The sequence below is a fragment of the Azohydromonas australica DSM 1124 genome, assembly GCF_000430725.1.
Taxonomy (GTDB): Bacteria; Pseudomonadota; Gammaproteobacteria; order Burkholderiales; family Burkholderiaceae_C; genus Azohydromonas; species Azohydromonas australica.
The window spans coordinates 1-16,991 of the sequence record NZ_AUMO01000118.1 but is presented as its reverse complement, the minus strand read 5'-3'; the positions used below and the strand labels follow the sequence as shown (position 1 = coordinate 16,991).

Genomic DNA, 16,991 nt, shown 5'->3' with positions numbered 1-16,991 from the left:
ATCGCCGCCGTCAGCGTCGTCTTGCCATGGTCCACGTGGCCGATCGTGCCCACGTTGACGTGCGGCTTGGTCCGCTCGAACTTACCTTTTGCCATTGTTCTCTCCTGATCAAAGAGCAGTGCCAGTGCTCGTGTTTAAGGTCTCGCGGCGGTGCCTAACGCCGCCTGCCACTGGCAGCAGACGGTGCACCCACCGGAGACCGGCTTGAATTCTTTTGGCGCGGCCATGGCCGCGCCGCAGGCGTGAAGGGTGCGCCGCAAGGCGCACCCACTCACCGGCTCGGCCTTACTTGCCGCGGGCGGTGATGATGGCGTCGGCCACGTTCTTCGGAGCTTCAGAGTAGTGCTTGAACTCCATGGTGTACGTGGCACGGCCCTGCGACATCGAGCGCAGCGTGGTCGAGTAGCCGAACATCTCGGACAGCGGCACTTCCGCCTTGATGATCTTGCCGCCACCGACCATGTCGTCCATGCCCTGCACCATGCCGCGACGGGACGACAGGTCGCCCATCACGGAGCCGGCGTAGTCCTCGGGCGTTTCCACCTCGACGGCCATCATCGGCTCCAGGATCACCGGGCTGGCCTTGCGGCAGGCTTCCTTGAAGCCCATCGAGGCAGCCATCTTGAAGGCGTTTTCCGACGAGTCCACTTCGTGGTACGAACCGAAGGTCAGCGTGACCTTCACGTCCACCACCGGGTAGCCGGCCAGCACGCCGTTCGGCAGGGTGTCGATGACGCCCTTTTCCACCGCAGGGATGTACTCACGCGGCACCACGCCGCCCTTGATGGCGTCGACGAACTCGAAGCCCTTGCCCGGCTCCTGCGGCTCGACCGTGAACACCACGTGGCCGTACTGGCCCTTACCGCCGGACTGACGCACGAACTTGCCTTCGACGTCCTCGGCCTTCTTGCGGATGGTTTCGCGGTAGGCCACTTGCGGCTTGCCGACGTTGGCTTCCACGCCGAACTCGCGCTTCATGCGGTCGACGATGATCTCCAGGTGCAGCTCGCCCATGCCGGAGATGATGGTCTGGCCCGACTCTTCGTCCGTCTTGACGCGGAACGAGGGGTCTTCGGCAGCCAGGCGGCTCAGGGCGATGCCCATCTTCTCCTGGTCGGCCTTGGTCTTGGGCTCCACGGCCTGCGCGATCACGGGCTCGGGGAAGACCATCTTTTCCAGCGTGACGATGGCTTCGGGGTCGCACAGGGTCTCGCCCGTGGTGACTTCCTTCAGGCCCACGCAGGCGGCGATGTCGCCGGCCAGAATTTCCTTGATCTCTTCGCGCTGGTTGGCGTGCATCTGCAGGATGCGGCCGATGCGTTCCTTCTTGCCCTTGATCGGGTTGTAGACGGTGTCGCCCGACTTCAGCACGCCCGAGTACACGCGCACGAAGGTCAGCTGGCCGACGTACGGGTCGGTCATCAGCTTGAACGCCAGCGCGGCGAACTTTTCGTTGTCGTCAGCCCTGCGGGTGACTTCCTTGTCGTCCTCGTCCGTACCGGCCACGGGCGGGATGTCCACCGGCGACGGCAGGAAGTCGATGACGGCGTCGAGCATGCGCTGCACGCCCTTGTTCTTGAACGCGGTGCCGCACAGCATCGGCTGGATCTCGGTGGCGATGGTGCGCGCACGCAGACCCTGCTTGATCTCGGCCTCGGTCAGCTCACCGGTCTCGAGGTACTTGTTCATCAGTTCCTCGGACGACTCGGCGGCGGCCTCGATCATGTTCTCGCGCCACTTCTGGCAGTCGGCCTCGAGCTCCGCCGGGATGTCGACGTAGTCGAACTTCATGCCCTGCGAGGCCTCATCCCAAATGATGGCCTTCATCTTGAGCAGGTCCACCACGCCCTTGAAGTTTTCCTCGGCGCCGATGGGCACGACGATGGGCACGGGGTTGGCCTTCAGGCGCGTCTTCATCTGGTCATAGACCTTGAAGAAGTTGGCGCCGGTGCGGTCCATCTTGTTGACGAAGGCCAGACGCGGCACCTTGTACTTGTTGGCCTGGCGCCAGACGGTCTCGGACTGCGGCTGCACGCCACCCACGGCGCAGTACACCATGCAGGCGCCGTCGAGCACGCGCATGGAACGCTCCACCTCGATGGTGAAGTCCACGTGGCCCGGGGTGTCGATGATGTTGAAACGGTGCTCCGGATAGGACAGGTCCATGCCCTTCCAGAAGCAGGTGGTCGCAGCGGAGGTGATGGTGATGCCCCGCTCCTGCTCCTGCTCCATCCAGTCCATGGTGGCAGCGCCGTCATGGACTTCACCGATCTTGTGGTTCACGCCCGTGTAGAACAGGATCCGCTCGGTCGTGGTCGTCTTGCCGGCATCGATGTGCGCCGAGATACCGATGTTGCGGTAGCGCTCGATGGGGGTCTTGCGGGACATGGTGTCACTCCAAATACAGGGGCCGCCCGCGGGTCGGTACTAACCCTTGGGCGGCCGGAACAGACGAGTTTAGAAGCGGAAGTGCGAGAAGGCCTTGTTGGCCTCGGCCATGCGGTGCACTTCGTCACGCTTCTTCATGGCGCCGCCGCGGCCTTCGCTAGCTTCCAGCAGTTCGTTTGCCAGACGCGCCGCCATGGACTTCTCGCCGCGCTTGCGGGCCGAATCCTTGAGCCAGCGCATGGCCAGAGCCACGCGGCGCACGGGGCGAACTTCCACGGGAACTTGGTAGTTCGCACCGCCAACGCGGCGGGACTTCACCTCGACCATCGGCTTGACGTTGTTCAGCGCGATCATGAAGACCTCCAGCGGGTCCTTGCCGGCCTTCTTCTCGACCTGCTCCAGCGCGCCGTAGATGATGCGCTCGGCCACGGCCTTCTTGCCGGACTCCATGACGACGTTCATGAACTTGGACAGATCCACCGAGCCGAACTTCGGATCGGGCAGGATCTCGCGCTTGGGTACTTCGCGACGACGTGGCATTTCTATTCCTTTGACTTCAGCTGGCAGGCGCTGTGTTGACTGCTTGCTGCCTGCCGCGGAGACCGCTTACCGGCACTCCACTTACTCGGCCGCCTGATCTCAAGAGTCAGGACAACCGCGACACGCCCGGCAACGGCCTTTTGGACCGCCATCCCGGCAATTGACGGTCCCTGATTACTTCTTGGGCCGCTTGGCGCCGTACTTCGAGCGCGACTGCTTGCGGTCCTTGACGCCCTGCAGGTCCAGCGAGCCGCGCACGATGTGGTAGCGCACGCCCGGCAGATCCTTCACACGGCCGCCGCGCACGAGCACCACCGAGTGCTCTTGCAGGTTGTGGCCTTCGCCGCCGATGTAGGAGATGACCTCGAAGCCGTTGGTCAGGCGCACCTTGGCGACCTTACGCAGCGCCGAGTTCGGCTTCTTGGGGGTCGTCGTGTAGACGCGCGTGCAGACGCCGCGGCGCTGCGGGCCGCCCTGCATGGCAGGCGACTTGGACTTCGTGGGCTCGGTCTCGCGACCGTGGCGCACGAGTTGGTTGATGGTTGGCATAGGACTTGTTCCCGTTTGAAGTCACACCTGCGCCACCGTCCACCATGACGGCCTGACCTGGGGTCAGGCGTCGCAGTGGGCAGTGGCGTCTTGTTCTTCCGGAAGAGGCCGAGCACTCCAAGTTCTGGAGACGGGCCCGAAGCCGCAAAGCGTTTCGCGGTGAGCCGCCCGACAAAGAGCGCAGCAGGGTCTGCCGAAAAGCCGACGATTATAGTCCGACCCCCAACTGTGTGCAAGTTGTCCACAAGCCGCTGCCAGGATCAGGGCGGGAAATCCGCCCACCCTGGCTCGCGCCCTCGCCAACCGCCCTCCTCCCTGCCGTACCTGAAGCCTTCGCCATGTCCGACATGTTGCCTCCGACTCTTTCCCCCATCGCGGAGAGCCACGCCGCGCCGCAAGCGGCGCACACGGGAGACGTCGAAGTCCCGACCGCCGTGCTGGACAGCAACGCCGTGCTGGATTGGCTGCTTTTCGATGACCCGTCCATGCAGCCGCTGGGGCAAGCCATCCGCACCGGCCATTGCCGCTGGATCGTGACGCCGGCGCTTCGCAATGAGCTTGAACATGTGCTGGCCCGCGGCCTGCACAGCCGTCCGCAGGCCGACACCGGGCCGCTCTGGGAGACGTGGCAACGGCTGGCCTGCCCGGTGGAGCCGCCTGCCGACGCACCGCCACCACCGGGCCTGCGCTGCACCGACGGCGACGACCAGAAGTTCCTGGCCGTCGCGCTTGCCCACCGCGCACGCTGGCTGGTGAGCCGCGACCGTGCCCTGTTGAAGCTGCGGCGTCGCGCCCGCGAGCGCGGGCTGCTGATCCTGACGCCGGCGCAGTGGTCGCTGGAGGCTACGGCAATGCCGGGCTGATGCGTGCCGCTCCGGCACCGGCAATGAAAAAGGCGGCCGAAGCCGCCTTTTGTTAGGGAGTCAGCCCGACGCTGCTCAGCCCTGGCCTTCGCCAGACGGTGCAGCCGGGGTCTCGCCCTCGTCCACGTGGGCCAGTTGGACGGCGGCGAGCTCTTGCGCTTCCTGCATCGCAATGGCGCGGCGCTCGTTCTCGTCCATGTCTTCCTTGGCCTTGCGTGCCTGGTGGTACGCCATGCCGGTGCCCGCCGGGATGAGGCGGCCGACGATGACGTTCTCCTTGAGACCGCGCAGCTCGTCGCGCTTGCCCATGATGGCAGCCTCGGTGAGCACCCGCGTCGTCTCCTGGAACGAGGCGGCGGAGATGAAGGAGTCGGTGGACAGCGACGCCTTCGTGATGCCCAGCAGCACGTCGGCGTAGGTCGCGGGCACCTTGCTCTCGCCCCGCAGCCTGTCGTTGGTGTCGAGCAGTTCGGAGCGCTCCACCTGCTCGCCGGCGATGTAGGTGCTCTCGCCCGGGTTGACGATCTGCACGCGGCGCAGCATCTGGCGAACGATCACCTCGATGTGCTTGTCGTTGATCTTCACGCCCTGCAGACGGTAGACGTCCTGCACCTCGTCGACGATGTAGCGCGCCAGCTCTTCCACACCCAGCAGGCGCAGGATGTCCTGCGGATCGGCCGGGCCGTCCACGATGGACTCGCCCTTGTTCACCACCTGGCCTTCGTGCACGAGGATGTTCTTGTCCTTGGGGACCAGTTCCTCGTAGACCTTGCCGTCCGGATCGGTGATCTGCAGGCGCACCTTGCCCTTGGTCTCCTTGCCGAAGGACACCGTACCGGTGATCTCGGCCAGGATGCCCTTGTCCTTGGGCGAACGGGCTTCGAAGAGCTCGGCCACACGCGGCAGACCGCCGGTAATGTCGCGGGTCTTCTGGCCTTCCACCGGGATACGCGCCAGCACTTCACCGGGCGCCAGGTCCTGGCCGTCACGCACCTGGATCAGCGCGCCAACCTGGAAGCCGATCGTCACCGAATGGTCGGTGCCGGGAATCTTGACTTCCTGGCCCATGGCGTCGAGCAGCTTCACCTGCGGACGCACCACCTTGGCGGCGCCGCGGCGCTTCGGGTCGATCACCACCAGCGTGGACAGGCCGGTGACCTCGTCCACCTGCTTGGCCACCGTCACGCCTTCCTCGACGTTCTCGAACCTCGCCTTGCCGGCGAATTCCGTGATGATCGGGCGGGTCAGCGGGTCCCAGTTCGCCAGGACGGTACCGGCCTTGATGGTCTGGTCCGCCTTGACGTTCAGCGTCGCGCCGTACGGCACCTTGTGGCGCTCGCGCTCGCGGCCGTGCTGGTCGGAGATGACGATCTCGCCCGAACGCGAAATCACCACCAGCTCGCCCTTGCCGTTGGTCACGTAGCGCATCGTCGGGTTGAAGCCGATGATGCCGTCCGACTTGGCTTCCACGCTGGAGGCCACCGCCGCACGCGAAGCCGCGCCACCGATGTGGAAGGTACGCATCGTCAGCTGCGTGCCGGGCTCGCCGATCGACTGCGCGGCGATCACGCCCACGGCCTCGCCGACGTTGACCAGGCCGCCGCGGCCGAGGTCACGGCCGTAGCACTTGGCGCACAGGCCGAAGCGCGTGCCGCAGGTCAGCGGCGTGCGCACCTTGACCTCGTCGGCACCGGCGGCTTCGATGGCGTCCATCGTGTCCTCGTCCAGCATGGCGCCGGCCGGGACGATGACTTCCTGCGTCTCGGGGTGCAGCACCTCGATGGCGGTGACGCGGCCCAGGATGCGGTCGCGCAGCGACTCGATGACCTCACCGCCTTCGACCAGCGCGCGCATGGCGATGCCGTTCTCGGTGGTGCAGTCGTCCTCGGTGACCACCAGGTCCTGCGTCACGTCCACCAGGCGGCGCGTCAGGTAGCCGGAGTTCGCCGTCTTCAGCGCCGTATCCGCCAGACCCTTACGGGCGCCGTGCGTGGAGATGAAGTACTGCAGAACGTTCAGGCCTTCGCGGAAGTTCGCGGTAATCGGCGTCTCGATGATCGAGCCGTCCGGCTTGGCCATCAGGCCCCGCATGCCCGCGAGCTGGCGGATCTGGGCGGCGGAACCCCGCGCGCCGGAGTCGGCCATCATGTAGATGGAGTTGAACGACTCCTGGTCCACCTCGTTGCCGTGGCGGTCGTTGACCTTCTGCTTGGCCAGCTGGCTCATCATGACCTTGCCGACTTCGTCGCCGGTCTTGCCCCAGATGTCCACGACCTTGTTGTAGCGCTCGCCGGCCGTCACGAGACCCGAGACGTACTGCTGCTCGATCTCCTTGACCTCGCGCTCCGCGCGCTCGATCAGGCCGTGCTTCTCCTTCGGCACCAGCATGTCGTCGATGGCGATGGAGATGCCCGCGCGCGTGGCCAGGCGGAAGCCCGACTGCAGCAGCTTGTCGGCGAACACCACCGTCTCCTTCAGACCGCACTTGCGGAAGGAGGCGTTGATCAGGCGCGAGATCTCCTTCTTCTTCAGCGCCTTGTTCATGTTGCTGAAGGGCAGACCCTTGGGCAGGATCTCCGACAGCAGCGCGCGGCCCACCGTGGTCTCGACGAGCTTGGTCTCGGGCGTGAACTCGCCCGTGTCCTTGTCCTTCGTCCACTCGACCAAGCGCACGCTGATCTTGGCCGTGACCTCGACCACGCCGTTGTCCAGCGCGCGCTGCACCTCGGGCACGTCGGAGAAGATCAGGCCTTCACCCTTGCCGTTGGTGCGCTCGCGGGTGGCGTAGTACAGGCCCAGCACCACGTCCTGCGACGGCACGATGGAGGGCTCGCCGTTGGCCGGGAACAGCACGTTGTTGGAGGCCAGCATCAGCGTGCGGGCTTCCATCTGCGCCTCGATGGACAGCGGCACGTGCACGGCCATCTGGTCGCCGTCGAAGTCGGCGTTGAAGGCCGCGCACACCAGCGGGTGCAGCTGGATCGCCTTGCCCTCGATCAGCACCGGCTCGAAGGCCTGGATGCCCAGGCGGTGCAGCGTGGGAGCGCGGTTGAGCATCACCGGATGCTCCTTGATCACCTCTTCGAGGATGTCCCACACCACCGGCGTGCCGGATTCGACTTCCTTCTTCGCCGCCTTGATGGTGGTGGCGATGCCCATCGCCTCCAGGCGCGAGAAGATGAAGGGCTTGAACAGCTCCAGCGCCATCAGCTTGGGCAGGCCGCACTGGTGCAGCTTGAGCGTCGGGCCCACCGTGATCACGGAACGGCCTGAGTAGTCGACGCGCTTGCCCAGCAGGTTCTGGCGGAAGCGGCCGCTCTTGCCCTTGATCATGTCGGCCAGCGACTTCAGCGCGCGCTTGTTCGCGCCCGTCATCGCCTTGCCGCGGCGGCCGTTGTCCAGCAGCGAGTCCACCGCCTCCTGCAGCATGCGCTTCTCGTTGCGCACGATGATCTCGGGCGCCTTGAGCTCCAGCAGCCGCGCCAGGCGGTTGTTGCGGTTGATGACGCGACGGTAGAGGTCGTTGAGGTCGGAGGTCGCGAAGCGGCCGCCGTCCAGCGGCACCAGCGGACGCAGGTCCGGCGGCAGCACCGGCAGCACGTCCAGCACCATCCAGTTCGGCTTGATGCCCGACTTCTTGAAGGCCTCCATCACCTTCAGGCGCTTGGAGTTCTTCTTGACCTTGAGCTCCGAGCCGGTCATGTCGCCGCGCAGCTTCTCGATCTCGACGTCGAGGTCCATCTCCTCGAGCAGCTGCTTGATGCCCTCGGCGCCCATCAGCGCGATGAACTCGTCACCGTGCTTGTCGCGCTCGACCTCGTACTGGTCCTCGGAGAGGATCGAGAACTTCTTCAGCGGCGTCATGCCGGGATCGACCACGACATACGCTTCGAAGTACAGCACGCGCTCGATGTCGCGCAGCGTCATGTCCAGCACCAGGCCCAGACGCGACGGCAGCGACTTCAGGAACCAGATGTGCGCGCAGGGCGCGGCCAGGTCGATGTGACCCATGCGGTCGCGGCGCACCTTGGTCTGCGTGACCTCGACGCCGCACTTCTCGCAGATCACGCCGCGGTGCTTCAGGCGCTTGTACTTGCCGCACAGGCACTCGTAGTCCTTGATCGGGCCAAAGATCTTGGCGCAGAACAAGCCGTCACGCTCGGGCTTGAAGGTGCGGTAGTTGATGGTCTCGGGCTTCTTCACCTCGCCGAACGACCACGAGCGGATCTTCTCGGGCGACGCCAGCCCGATCTTGATCGCGTCGAAGTGTTCATCCGGGGTGAACTGCTTGAAAAGGTCCAAAAGTCCCTTCATGCCTAACTCCTTGTCCGTTCCTTAGTTGCGCTCAAGCTCGATGTCGATGCCGAGCGAACGGATTTCCTTGACCAGCACGTTGAACGACTCGGGCATGCCCGCCTCGATCGAGTGCTCGCCCTTGACGATGTTCTCGTAGACCTTGGTGCGGCCGTTCACGTCATCGGACTTCACGGTCAGCATCTCCTGCAGCACGTAGCTCGCGCCATAGGCCTCCAGCGCCCACACTTCCATCTCACCGAAGCGCTGGCCACCGAACTGGGCCTTGCCGCCCAGCGGCTGCTGCGTCACCAGCGAGTACGGACCCGTGGAGCGGGCGTGCATCTTGTCGTCCACCAGGTGGTGCAGCTTGAGCACGTGCATGTAGCCCACGGTCACCGGGCGCTCGAACTGCTCGCCGGTGCGGCCGTCGCACAGGAAGGCCTGCGTGCGCGTGGGCGTGAGGCCCTTGCGCACGGCGATGTCCTCCGGATAGGCCAGGTGCAGCATGCCGCGGATCTCTTCCTCCTTGGCGCCGTCGAACACCGGGGTGGCGAAGGGCACGCCCTTGGAGAGGTTCTGCGCCATCTCCACGATCTCGTCGTCGCTGAGGTGGTCGAGCTTCTCGGTCTTGCCGCCGGACTGGTTGTAGAGCTGGTCCAGGAACTGGCGCAGCTCCGCCACCTTGGACTGCTGCTGCAGCATGTCGCCCAGGCGCTGGCCCAGGCCCTTGCCGGCCCAGCCCAGGTGCACTTCCAGCACCTGGCCCACGTTCATGCGCGAAGGCACGCCCAGCGGGTTGAGCACGATGTCGGCAGGCGTGCCGTCGGCCATGTAGGGCATGTCCTCGATCGGAACGATCTTGGACACCACGCCCTTGTTGCCGTGACGGCCGGCCATCTTGTCGCCAGGCTGCAGGCGGCGCTTGACGGCCAGGTACACCTTGACCATCTTGAGCACGCCCGCGGGCAGCTCGTCGCCCTGCGTGAGCTTCTTGCGCTTCTCTTCGAACGCGAGGTCGAAGCTGTGGCGCGTCTGCTCCAGCGAGTTCTTGATCGACTCCAGCTGGTTGGCGATGTCCTCTTCGGCCGGACGCACGTCGAACCAGTGGTACTTCTCGACGCCCGAGAGGTACTCCTTGGTCAGCACGGTGCCCTTGGCGATCTTCTGCGGACCGCCGTTGGCCACGCGGCCCACCAGCAGCTTCTCGATACGGTCGAAGGCGTCGGCCTCGACGATGCGCAGCTGGTCGTTGAGGTCCAGGCGGAAGCGCTTCAGCTCATCGTCGATGATCTGCTGGGCGCGCTTGTCGCGCTGGATGCCCTCGCGGGTGAACACCTGCACGTCGATGACGGTGCCGCTGGTGCCCTGGTCCACGCGCAGCGAGGTGTCCTTCACGTCGGACGCCTTCTCGCCGAAGATCGCGCGCAGCAGCTTCTCTTCCGGCGTCAGCGTGGTCTCGCCCTTCGGCGTGACCTTGCCCACCAGCACGTCGCCCGGGCCGACCTCGGCGCCGATGTAGACGATGCCCGACTCGTCCAGGCGAGCCAGCTGCTGCTCGGACAGGTTGGGAATGTCGCGCGTGATTTCCTCGGAGCCCAGCTTGGTGTCGCGGGCCATCACCACCAGTTCCTCGATGTGGATCGAGGTGTAGCGGTCCTCGGCGACCACACGCTCCGAGATCAGGATCGAGTCCTCGAAGTTGTAGCCGTTCCAGGGCATGAACGCGACCAGCATGTTCTGGCCCAGCGCGAGCTCGCCGATGTCAGTGGAGGCACCGTCGGCAATGATGTCCTCGGCCGACACCTTGTCACCACGCTTGACGATGGGACGCTGGTGGATGTTCGTGTTCTGGTTGGAACGCTGGTACTTGATGAGGTTGTAGATGTCCACACCGACCTCACCGGCCACCGTCTCCTCGTCGTTGACGCGGATCACGATGCGGTTGGAGTCGACGTAGTCCACCACGCCGCCACGGCGGGCAGCCACCACGGTGCCGGAGTCCTTGGCCGCCACGCGCTCGACGCCCGTGCCGACGAAGGCCTTCTCCGGACGCAGCGTCGGCACGGCCTGGCGCTGCATGTTGGCGCCCATCAGTGCGCGGTTCGCGTCATCGTGCTCCAGGAAGGGCACGAGCGAAGCCGCCACCGACACGATCTGCGCCGGCGCCACGTCCATGTACTGCACGCGCTCGGGCGACAGCAGCACCGATTCACCCTTCTCGCGCGCCGACACCAGTTCGTCCACCAACTGGCCGTTCTCGTCCAGCGTGGCGTTGGCCTGGGCGATGACGTACTTGCCTTCCTGGATGGCGGACAGGTAGTCGATCTGGTCGGTCACGTGGCCGTTTTCCACGCGGCGGTACGGCGTCTCCAGGAAGCCGTACTCGTTGAGCTGCGCGTACAGGGCCAGCGAGTTGATCAGGCCGATGTTCGGACCTTCAGGCGTCTCGATCGGGCACACGCGACCGTAGTGGGTCGGGTGCACGTCGCGCACCTCGAAGCCGGCGCGCTCGCGGGTCAGACCACCCGGGCCCAGGGCGGAGACGCGACGCTTGTGCGTGATCTCCGACAGCGGGTTGGTCTGGTCCATGAACTGCGACAGCTGCGACGCGCCGAAGAACTCCTTGAGCGCCGCGGAAATCGGCTTGGAGTTGATCAGGTCATGCGGCATCAGGGCTTCGGTCTCGGCCTGGCCCAGACGCTCCTTCACGGCCTTCTCGATGCGCGCCAGGCCCGAGCGGTACTGGTTCTCGGCCAGCTCGCCCACGCAGCGCACGCGCCGGTTGCCCAGGTGGTCGATGTCGTCCACCTCGCCGCGGCCGTTGCGCAGCTCGACGAGGATCTTGACCACGTCGAGGATGTCCGAGTTGGACAGCGTCATGTCGCCTTCGGCCGTGTCGCGGCCCACGCGGGCGTTGAACTTCATGCGGCCCACGCGCGACAGGTCATACGTGTCGGCGCTGTAGAACAGGCGGTTGAACAGCGCCTCGACGGCGTCTTCCGTCGGCGGCTCGCCGGGGCGCATCATGCGGTAGATGGCCACGCGGGCGGCGAGCTGGTCGGCCGTCTCATCGCTGGCCAGCGTCTGGCTGATGTAGGCGCCTTCGTCGAGCTCGTTGGTGTAGAGCGCCTGCAGGTCGCGGATGCCCGCGGCGCGCAGCTTCTTGAGCAGGCTCTCGGTGATCTCGTCGTTGGCCTTGGCCACGATCTCGCCGGTGTCCGGATCGACCATGTTGCGGGCCACCACGCGGCCCACGACGAAGTCCTCGGGGACGCTGATGAAGGTGGTGCCGCTTTGCTCCAGCGTGCGCACGTGGCGCGCGGTGATGCGCTTGTCCTTCTCGACGATCACGGTGCCGTTCTTGTCCGTGATGTCGAAGCGCGCGATCTCGCCCTTCAGACGGTCGGCCACGAACTCCAGCTGAGCGCCGGTGTCCATCAGGCGGAAATTGTCGAAGTCGAAGAAGTTGGCCAGGATCTGCTCGGGGTTCAGGCCGATGGCCTTGAGCAGGATCGTCACCGGCATCTTGCGGCGGCGGTCAACGCGGAAGTAGAGGATGTCCTTCGGGTCGAATTCGAAGTCCAGCCACGAGCCGCGGTAGGGAATGATGCGCGCGGAGAACAGCAGCTTGCCCGAGCTGTGCGTCTTGCCCTTGTCGTGCTCGAAGAACACGCCCGGCGAGCGGTGCAGCTGGCTGACGATGACGCGCTCGGTGCCGTTGACGATGAAGGAGCCGTAGTCGGTCATGAGCGGCACTTCGCCCATGTAGACCTCCTGCTCCTTGATCTCCTTGACCGTCTTGGCCTGCGGGCTCTCGCGGTCGTAGATGATCATCTGCAGCCGAGCACGCACCGCCGCGGCGTAGGTCAGACCGCGCTGCTGGCACTCGCGCGTGTCGAACGCCGGCTTGGCGATGTTGTACTCGATGAACTTCATCTCCACGTACCCGTTGTGCGACACGATCGGGAAGGCGGAGAGGAAAGCGGCTTGCAGGCCCTCGGGCTTGCGCTTCTGCGGGGGCACGTCCTTCTGCAGGAAGGCGACGTAGGACTCCCGCTGCATCGTCAGCAGGTAGGGAACGTTGAGAACACTCTCACGCTTGCCGAAGCTTTTGCGAATACGCTTGCGCTCGGTATAGCTGTACGTGGGGGAAACTTGCGCCATATATGCTCCGTGTCGAGAACACGCGCCCCGGGCCCTGGAAGCGCGCACTCGTCGGCGACTGGCCTACTCGGACGTTGCGTCCGGAGCTTGGTGGCTGGCCACTACCAACCGCTGGCGGACAACCCCGGCGTTGCACCGGAGCCCGACCAAACCCGTTCCCTGCAGTCGGATCAGAGAACACTCGGAAAAGCCGCACGCGGCCATTTCCGGCTGTTCTCGCCCTGAAATTCAGAACCTGGAACTGTAACGCCCTGAAGCGGAAAAGGCTGGCGGCCTGAAATCAGCCGCCAGCCCTCTGGGGTCAAACCAATTACTTGAGTTCGGCCTTGGCGCCGGCTTCCACCAGCTTCTTGACGGCAGCCTCGGCGTCGGCCTTGGCGATGGCTTCCTTGACGTTCTTCGGAGCGCCGTCCACCAGGTCCTTGGCTTCCTTCAGGCCCAGGCCCGTCAGTTCGCGCACGGCCTTGATGACGGAGACCTTGTTGGCGCCGGCTTCCAGCAGCACGACGTTGAACTCGGTCTTCTCTTCCACTGCAGCGGCAGCGGCGCCACCGCCACCAGCGGCCGGGGCAGCCATGGAAGCGGCGGACACGCCGAACTTCTCTTCGATGGCCTTGACCAGGTCATTGAGTTCCATCACGGACATGCTGTCCAGGGCGGTCAGGAAGGCGTCTTTGTCGAATGCCATTTGGGATTCCTCGGATTCAGAAATTCAGTGAAAAGGGTGCGCTCAGGCCGCGGCGGCCTCGGCAGGGGCGGCTTCTTCCGCACCACCACCACGCTTCTCGGCCAGGGCGGCCAGCACGGCCGCGGTACGCTGGATCGGCGCCTTCAGCAGGCCAGCCAGCTGCGACAGCAGGACTTCCTTGCTGGGAATGGACGCCAGGGCCTTGACGCCATCGGCGTCCAGGACCTTGCCCGCGTAGGCACCGGCCTTGATGATCAGCTTGTCGTTGCCCTTGGCAAAGTCGGCGATGACTTTGGCCGCGGCGACAGCGTCTTCGGAAAAGCCGTAGATCAGCGGGCCGACCATGCTCTCCGACGCCACCTCGAACGACGTGCCGGCGACAGCGCGGCGGGCCAGGGTGTTCTTCAGCACGTGAAGATAGACACCCTGCGCACGCGCGGTCACGCGCAGCTTGTTCAGGTTTTCGACGGTGAGGCCACGGTACTCGGCCAGCGCCAGGGTCTGCGACTTGGCGGCTTGCGCTGCCACGTCGCTGACGACGGCTGCCTTCTCGTTGCGATTGAGACTCAAGGTCTGCTCCTCACAAAACGCCCACATCCAGTCGGCCTTGCGGCCTTCAGGAGCGGGCACCACGTTCAGCGACCTTGCTGCTCCAGGAACCCCTTGCGGGATCAACTTTCACAGCGGGTGCGCCATCTGCGCTGGCTTCGGGACGAGCCCTCCATTACGGCCTCTCACGAGGCCACCAGCGGTCTTGGATGACCCGTGCCCGGAAAACTCCCGGGCACGGCCCACCAAATTCATTGAGCCCCGGCGCGCCAGACTCGCGCGCCGCGGCTGGGCTCGAATCAGCCCTGCGCTTGCGCGGCGATGGACGCCACGTCCACGCGCACGCCGACGCCCATGGTCGAGGACACGGCGACCTTGCGCAGGTACACGCCCTTGCTCGACGCCGGCTTGGCCTTGTTCAGGGCCTCCAGCAGCGCGGCCAGGTTGCCCACGAGCTTGTCGGAGTCGAACGAGCGACGGCCGATGGTGCCGTGGATGATGCCGTTCTTGTCCACGCGGAACTGCACCTGGCCCGCCTTGGCGTTGCGCACCGCGGTGGCAACGTCAGGGGTCACGGTGCCGACCTTGGGGTTCGGCATCAGGCCGCGCGGGCCCAGGATCTGGCCCAGCGTACCGACCACGCGCATCGTGTCCGGCGAGGCGATCACGACGTCGAAGTTCAGGTTGCCGGCCTTGACCTGCTCGGCCAGGTCTTCCATGCCGACGATGTCGGCGCCGGCGGCGCGGGCTTCGTCAGCCTTGGCGCCCTGGGCGAACACGGCCACGCGCTTGGTCTTGCCGGTGCCGTTGGGCATCACGACGGCGCCGCGCACCACTTGGTCCGACTTCTTGGCGTCCACGCCCAGCTGCACGGCCACGTCGATGGCTTCGTCGAACTTGGCGGTGGCGCATTCCTTGACGAGGGTCAGCGCGTCGTTGATCGCGTACAGCTTCAGGCTGTCGACCTTGCCCTGCTGGGCCTTGGCTTTCTTGGTCAGCTTGGCCATGTTCAGACTCCTTCAACCAGCACGCCCATGGAGCGGGCCGTACCGGCGATGATGCGGACGGCGCCGTCGAGGTCGGCAGCGTTGAGATCCTTCATCTTGGCCTTGGCGATGTCCTCCAACTGGGCGCGGGTCAGCTTGCCGACCTTCTCCAGGTGCGGACGCGACGAGCCCTTCTCCAGCTTGATGGCCTTCTTGATCAGCACGCCGGCAGGCGGAGACTTGATCTGGAAGGTGAAGGACTTGTCGGCGAAGGCGGTGATCACCACCGGCAGCACCAGGCCCGGCTCGAAACTCTGCGTCTGGGCGTTGAACGCCTTGCAGAATTCCATGATGTTCAGGCCGCGCTGGCCCAGGGCGGGACCGATCGGGGGCGAGGGGTTCGCCTTGCCGGCCGGGACTTGAAGCTTGATCAAGCCGACGATTTTCTTGGCCATGTCTTTCTCCAGTGCAACCCGGGCGGCCAAGCCTGGGTTGTCGAGTCGAACGCGACAGGATTGATTACCTGCCGCTCCTCATGCCGACCTGTCGTTGCCAGCTGTCACGGGCAAGCCCAGCGGCCTGCCGATCCGACGCCCGTCCGAAGACGCGCTCCAGGTGCCTGCCGCATGCCAGCGCCCGAAACGGACGCCGCAACGCAGCCGGACTTCTTAAACCTTCTCGACCTGCGAGAAGTCCAGTTCCACCGGAGTGGCGCGGCCGAAAATCGTGACCGACACACGCACCTTGGACTTCTCGTAGTTGACTTCCTCGACCGCGCCGTTGAAGTCGGTGAACGGGCCTTCCTTGACCCGCACCATCTCGCCCACCTGCCACTCGACCTTGGGCCGGGGCTTTTCGATGCCTTCCTGCATCTGGTTGACGATCTTCATCACCTCGGCCTCGGAGATCGGCGCGGGGCGGTTCTTCGCGCCGCCGACGAAACCCGTGACCTTGCTGGTGTGCTTGACCAGGTGCCAGGACTCGTCGTCCATCAGCATCTCGACCAGCACGTAGCCAGGGAAGAAGCGGCGCTCGGTGACGGCCTTCTTGCCGTTCTTGAGTTCCACCACCTCCTCGGTCGGCACCAGGATGCGGCCAAACTTGGCCTGCATGCCGGCGCGCTCGATGCGTTCGCGCAGGTTGCGCTCCACCGCCTTCTCCATGCCGGAGTAGGCATGCACGACGTACCAGCGCATCGGGGACGCGGCCGGGGCGGCGCCTTCCTGGGTTGCCACTTGATCGCTCATTGCCTGCTTTCCTTCAACGCTTCCAACCCAGAACCAGGTCGTACAGGACCCATTCCAGCGTCTTGTCAGTGAGCCACAGGAACAAGGCCATTGCGAGCACGAAGGCAAAGACGTAGCCCGTCATCTGCATCGCTTCCTTGCGCGTGGGCCACACGACCTTCTTCACCTCGCGCACGGCGTCGCGGCCAAACGCGATCAGCCGCTTGCCAGCCTCGGCGGTGAAGAACGTGGCCACGGCCGCAGCCAGCAGCACCAGCAGTGCAGCCACGCGCACCCACAGCGACTGTGCGCCCAGCAGGTAGAACGCAGCCACGCCAGCAACCACCAGCGCCAGCGCGCCGGCAAGCCGCGCCTTGTCGGCGCCGGAAGCAACGGTTTCGACTTGGGGGTTGGGAGTCATCGGATTTGTTTCGCCAGGCGCCAGAAGCACCCATCAGCAGCAAAGCCCGCCGGGCCTCTGTTCCCGTGCGGGCTGCTGTTTGGCCGCTCGTCCCAGTCTGAAATCAGTACTGGGGTTTGGCAGGGGCAGAGGGAATCGAACCCCCAACCTTCGGTTTTGGAGACCGACGCTCTGCCAATTGAGCTATACCCCTGCGGCCTTTACTTGGTTCGGCTTGGAGCCGGGATTACTCGATGATCTTGGCCACGACGCCGGCGCCGACGGTACGGCCGCCTTCGCGGATGGCGAAGCGCAGACCTTCTTCCATGGCGATCGGGGCGA

14 protein-coding genes and 1 tRNA gene are annotated in these 16,991 nt (G+C 65.3%); 1 reads left to right on the top strand and 14 read right to left on the bottom strand.

The window, feature by feature from the left end; genetic code table 11:
* The 4 genes from H537_RS43825 to rpsL form a co-directional block, all read right to left on the bottom strand.
* Positions 1-95: GTP-binding protein (locus tag H537_RS43825; protein WP_005434227.1), on the bottom strand; the 95-nt coding region annotated here is incomplete at its 3' end.
* A 190-nt stretch (positions 96-285) separates the two neighbouring features.
* Positions 286-2,388 carry an elongation factor G gene (fusA, locus tag H537_RS0117475; RefSeq protein ID WP_028998897.1) on the bottom strand — a complete coding sequence of 701 codons (2,103 nt, stop codon included), beginning with the start codon at positions 2,386-2,388 and terminating at the stop codon, positions 286-288.
* 69 nt (positions 2,389-2,457) lie between these two features.
* Entirely contained in the window at positions 2,458-2,928 is a 471-nt protein-coding gene (gene rpsG / locus H537_RS0117470) for a 30S ribosomal protein S7 (protein WP_028998896.1), read from the bottom strand.
* Positions 2,929-3,102: 174 nt separating this feature from the next.
* Positions 3,103-3,477 carry a 30S ribosomal protein S12 gene (gene rpsL, locus H537_RS0117465; RefSeq protein WP_028998895.1) on the bottom strand — a complete coding sequence of 125 codons (375 nt, stop codon included), beginning with the start codon at positions 3,475-3,477 and terminating at the stop codon, positions 3,103-3,105.
* A 338-nt stretch (positions 3,478-3,815) separates the two neighbouring features.
* Between rpsL and H537_RS43820 the strand changes: the two genes are divergently transcribed.
* The gene (locus H537_RS43820; protein WP_051242875.1) at positions 3,816-4,340 is read left to right on the top strand and encodes a PIN domain-containing protein; all 525 of its coding nucleotides are present in this window, start codon (positions 3,816-3,818) and stop codon (positions 4,338-4,340) included.
* Between the two features lie 75 nt (positions 4,341-4,415).
* Here H537_RS43820 and rpoC read toward each other — a convergent pair whose 3' ends face one another.
* The 10 genes from rpoC to H537_RS51255 all read right to left on the bottom strand — a co-directional run.
* Entirely contained in the window at positions 4,416-8,654 is a 4,239-nt protein-coding gene (rpoC, locus tag H537_RS0117455) for a DNA-directed RNA polymerase subunit beta' (RefSeq protein WP_028998894.1), read from the bottom strand.
* A 21-nt stretch (positions 8,655-8,675) separates the two neighbouring features.
* A complete protein-coding gene (gene rpoB / locus H537_RS0117450; RefSeq protein WP_028998893.1) occupies positions 8,676-12,800 on the bottom strand; it encodes a DNA-directed RNA polymerase subunit beta in 4,125 nt (1,374 codons plus the stop codon).
* Between the two features lie 310 nt (positions 12,801-13,110).
* Positions 13,111-13,488 (bottom strand): 50S ribosomal protein L7/L12, encoded by a 378-nt coding sequence (gene rplL, locus H537_RS0117445; RefSeq protein ID WP_028998892.1) that lies wholly within the window; start codon positions 13,486-13,488, stop codon positions 13,111-13,113.
* Between the two features lie 42 nt (positions 13,489-13,530).
* Entirely contained in the window at positions 13,531-14,058 is a 528-nt protein-coding gene (gene rplJ / locus H537_RS0117440) for a 50S ribosomal protein L10 (protein WP_028998891.1), read from the bottom strand.
* Between the two features lie 278 nt (positions 14,059-14,336).
* Positions 14,337-15,044 carry a 50S ribosomal protein L1 gene (rplA, locus tag H537_RS0117435; RefSeq protein WP_028998890.1) on the bottom strand — a complete coding sequence of 236 codons (708 nt, stop codon included), beginning with the start codon at positions 15,042-15,044 and terminating at the stop codon, positions 14,337-14,339.
* Between the two features lie 2 nt (positions 15,045-15,046).
* Positions 15,047-15,478: a 50S ribosomal protein L11 gene (gene rplK / locus H537_RS0117430; protein ID WP_028998889.1), complete on the bottom strand. Its 432-nt coding sequence runs from the start codon at positions 15,476-15,478 to the stop codon at positions 15,047-15,049.
* A gap of 213 nt (positions 15,479-15,691) precedes the next feature.
* On the bottom strand, positions 15,692-16,270 hold the full coding sequence (nusG, locus tag H537_RS0117425) for a transcription termination/antitermination protein NusG (protein WP_028998888.1): 579 nt from the start codon (positions 16,268-16,270) through the stop codon (positions 15,692-15,694).
* A gap of 13 nt (positions 16,271-16,283) precedes the next feature.
* A complete protein-coding gene (secE, locus tag H537_RS0117420) occupies positions 16,284-16,670 on the bottom strand; it encodes a preprotein translocase subunit SecE (RefSeq protein ID WP_028998887.1) in 387 nt (128 codons plus the stop codon).
* A 117-nt stretch (positions 16,671-16,787) separates the two neighbouring features.
* Positions 16,788-16,863, bottom strand: a tRNA-Trp gene (locus tag H537_RS0117415).
* A gap of 33 nt (positions 16,864-16,896) precedes the next feature.
* On the bottom strand, positions 16,897-16,991 hold a 95-nt coding region (locus H537_RS51255; protein WP_072445389.1), incomplete at its 5' end, for an EF-Tu C-terminal domain-related protein.

What these genes read in the sequence shown, in the direction of transcription:
- fusA (WP_028998897.1), bottom strand. Translation starts at nt 2,388, where the DNA reads ATGTCCCGCAAGACCCCCATCGAGCGCTACCGCAACATCGGTATCTCG.
- rpsG (WP_028998896.1), bottom strand. Translation starts at nt 2,928, where the DNA reads ATGCCACGTCGTCGCGAAGTACCCAAGCGCGAGATCCTGCCCGATCCG.
- rpsL (WP_028998895.1), bottom strand. Translation starts at nt 3,477, where the DNA reads ATGCCAACCATCAACCAACTCGTGCGCCACGGTCGCGAGACCGAGCCC.
- H537_RS43820 (WP_051242875.1), top strand. Translation starts at nt 3,816, where the DNA reads ATGTCCGACATGTTGCCTCCGACTCTTTCCCCCATCGCGGAGAGCCAC.
- rpoC (WP_028998894.1), bottom strand. Translation starts at nt 8,654, where the DNA reads ATGAAGGGACTTTTGGACCTTTTCAAGCAGTTCACCCCGGATGAACAC.
- rpoB (WP_028998893.1), bottom strand. Translation starts at nt 12,800, where the DNA reads ATGGCGCAAGTTTCCCCCACGTACAGCTATACCGAGCGCAAGCGTATT.
- rplL (WP_028998892.1), bottom strand. Translation starts at nt 13,488, where the DNA reads ATGGCATTCGACAAAGACGCCTTCCTGACCGCCCTGGACAGCATGTCC.
- rplA (WP_028998890.1), bottom strand. Translation starts at nt 15,044, where the DNA reads ATGGCCAAGCTGACCAAGAAAGCCAAGGCCCAGCAGGGCAAGGTCGAC.
- rplK (WP_028998889.1), bottom strand. Translation starts at nt 15,478, where the DNA reads ATGGCCAAGAAAATCGTCGGCTTGATCAAGCTTCAAGTCCCGGCCGGC.
- nusG (WP_028998888.1), bottom strand. Translation starts at nt 16,270, where the DNA reads ATGAGCGATCAAGTGGCAACCCAGGAAGGCGCCGCCCCGGCCGCGTCC.
- secE (WP_028998887.1), bottom strand. Translation starts at nt 16,670, where the DNA reads ATGACTCCCAACCCCCAAGTCGAAACCGTTGCTTCCGGCGCCGACAAG.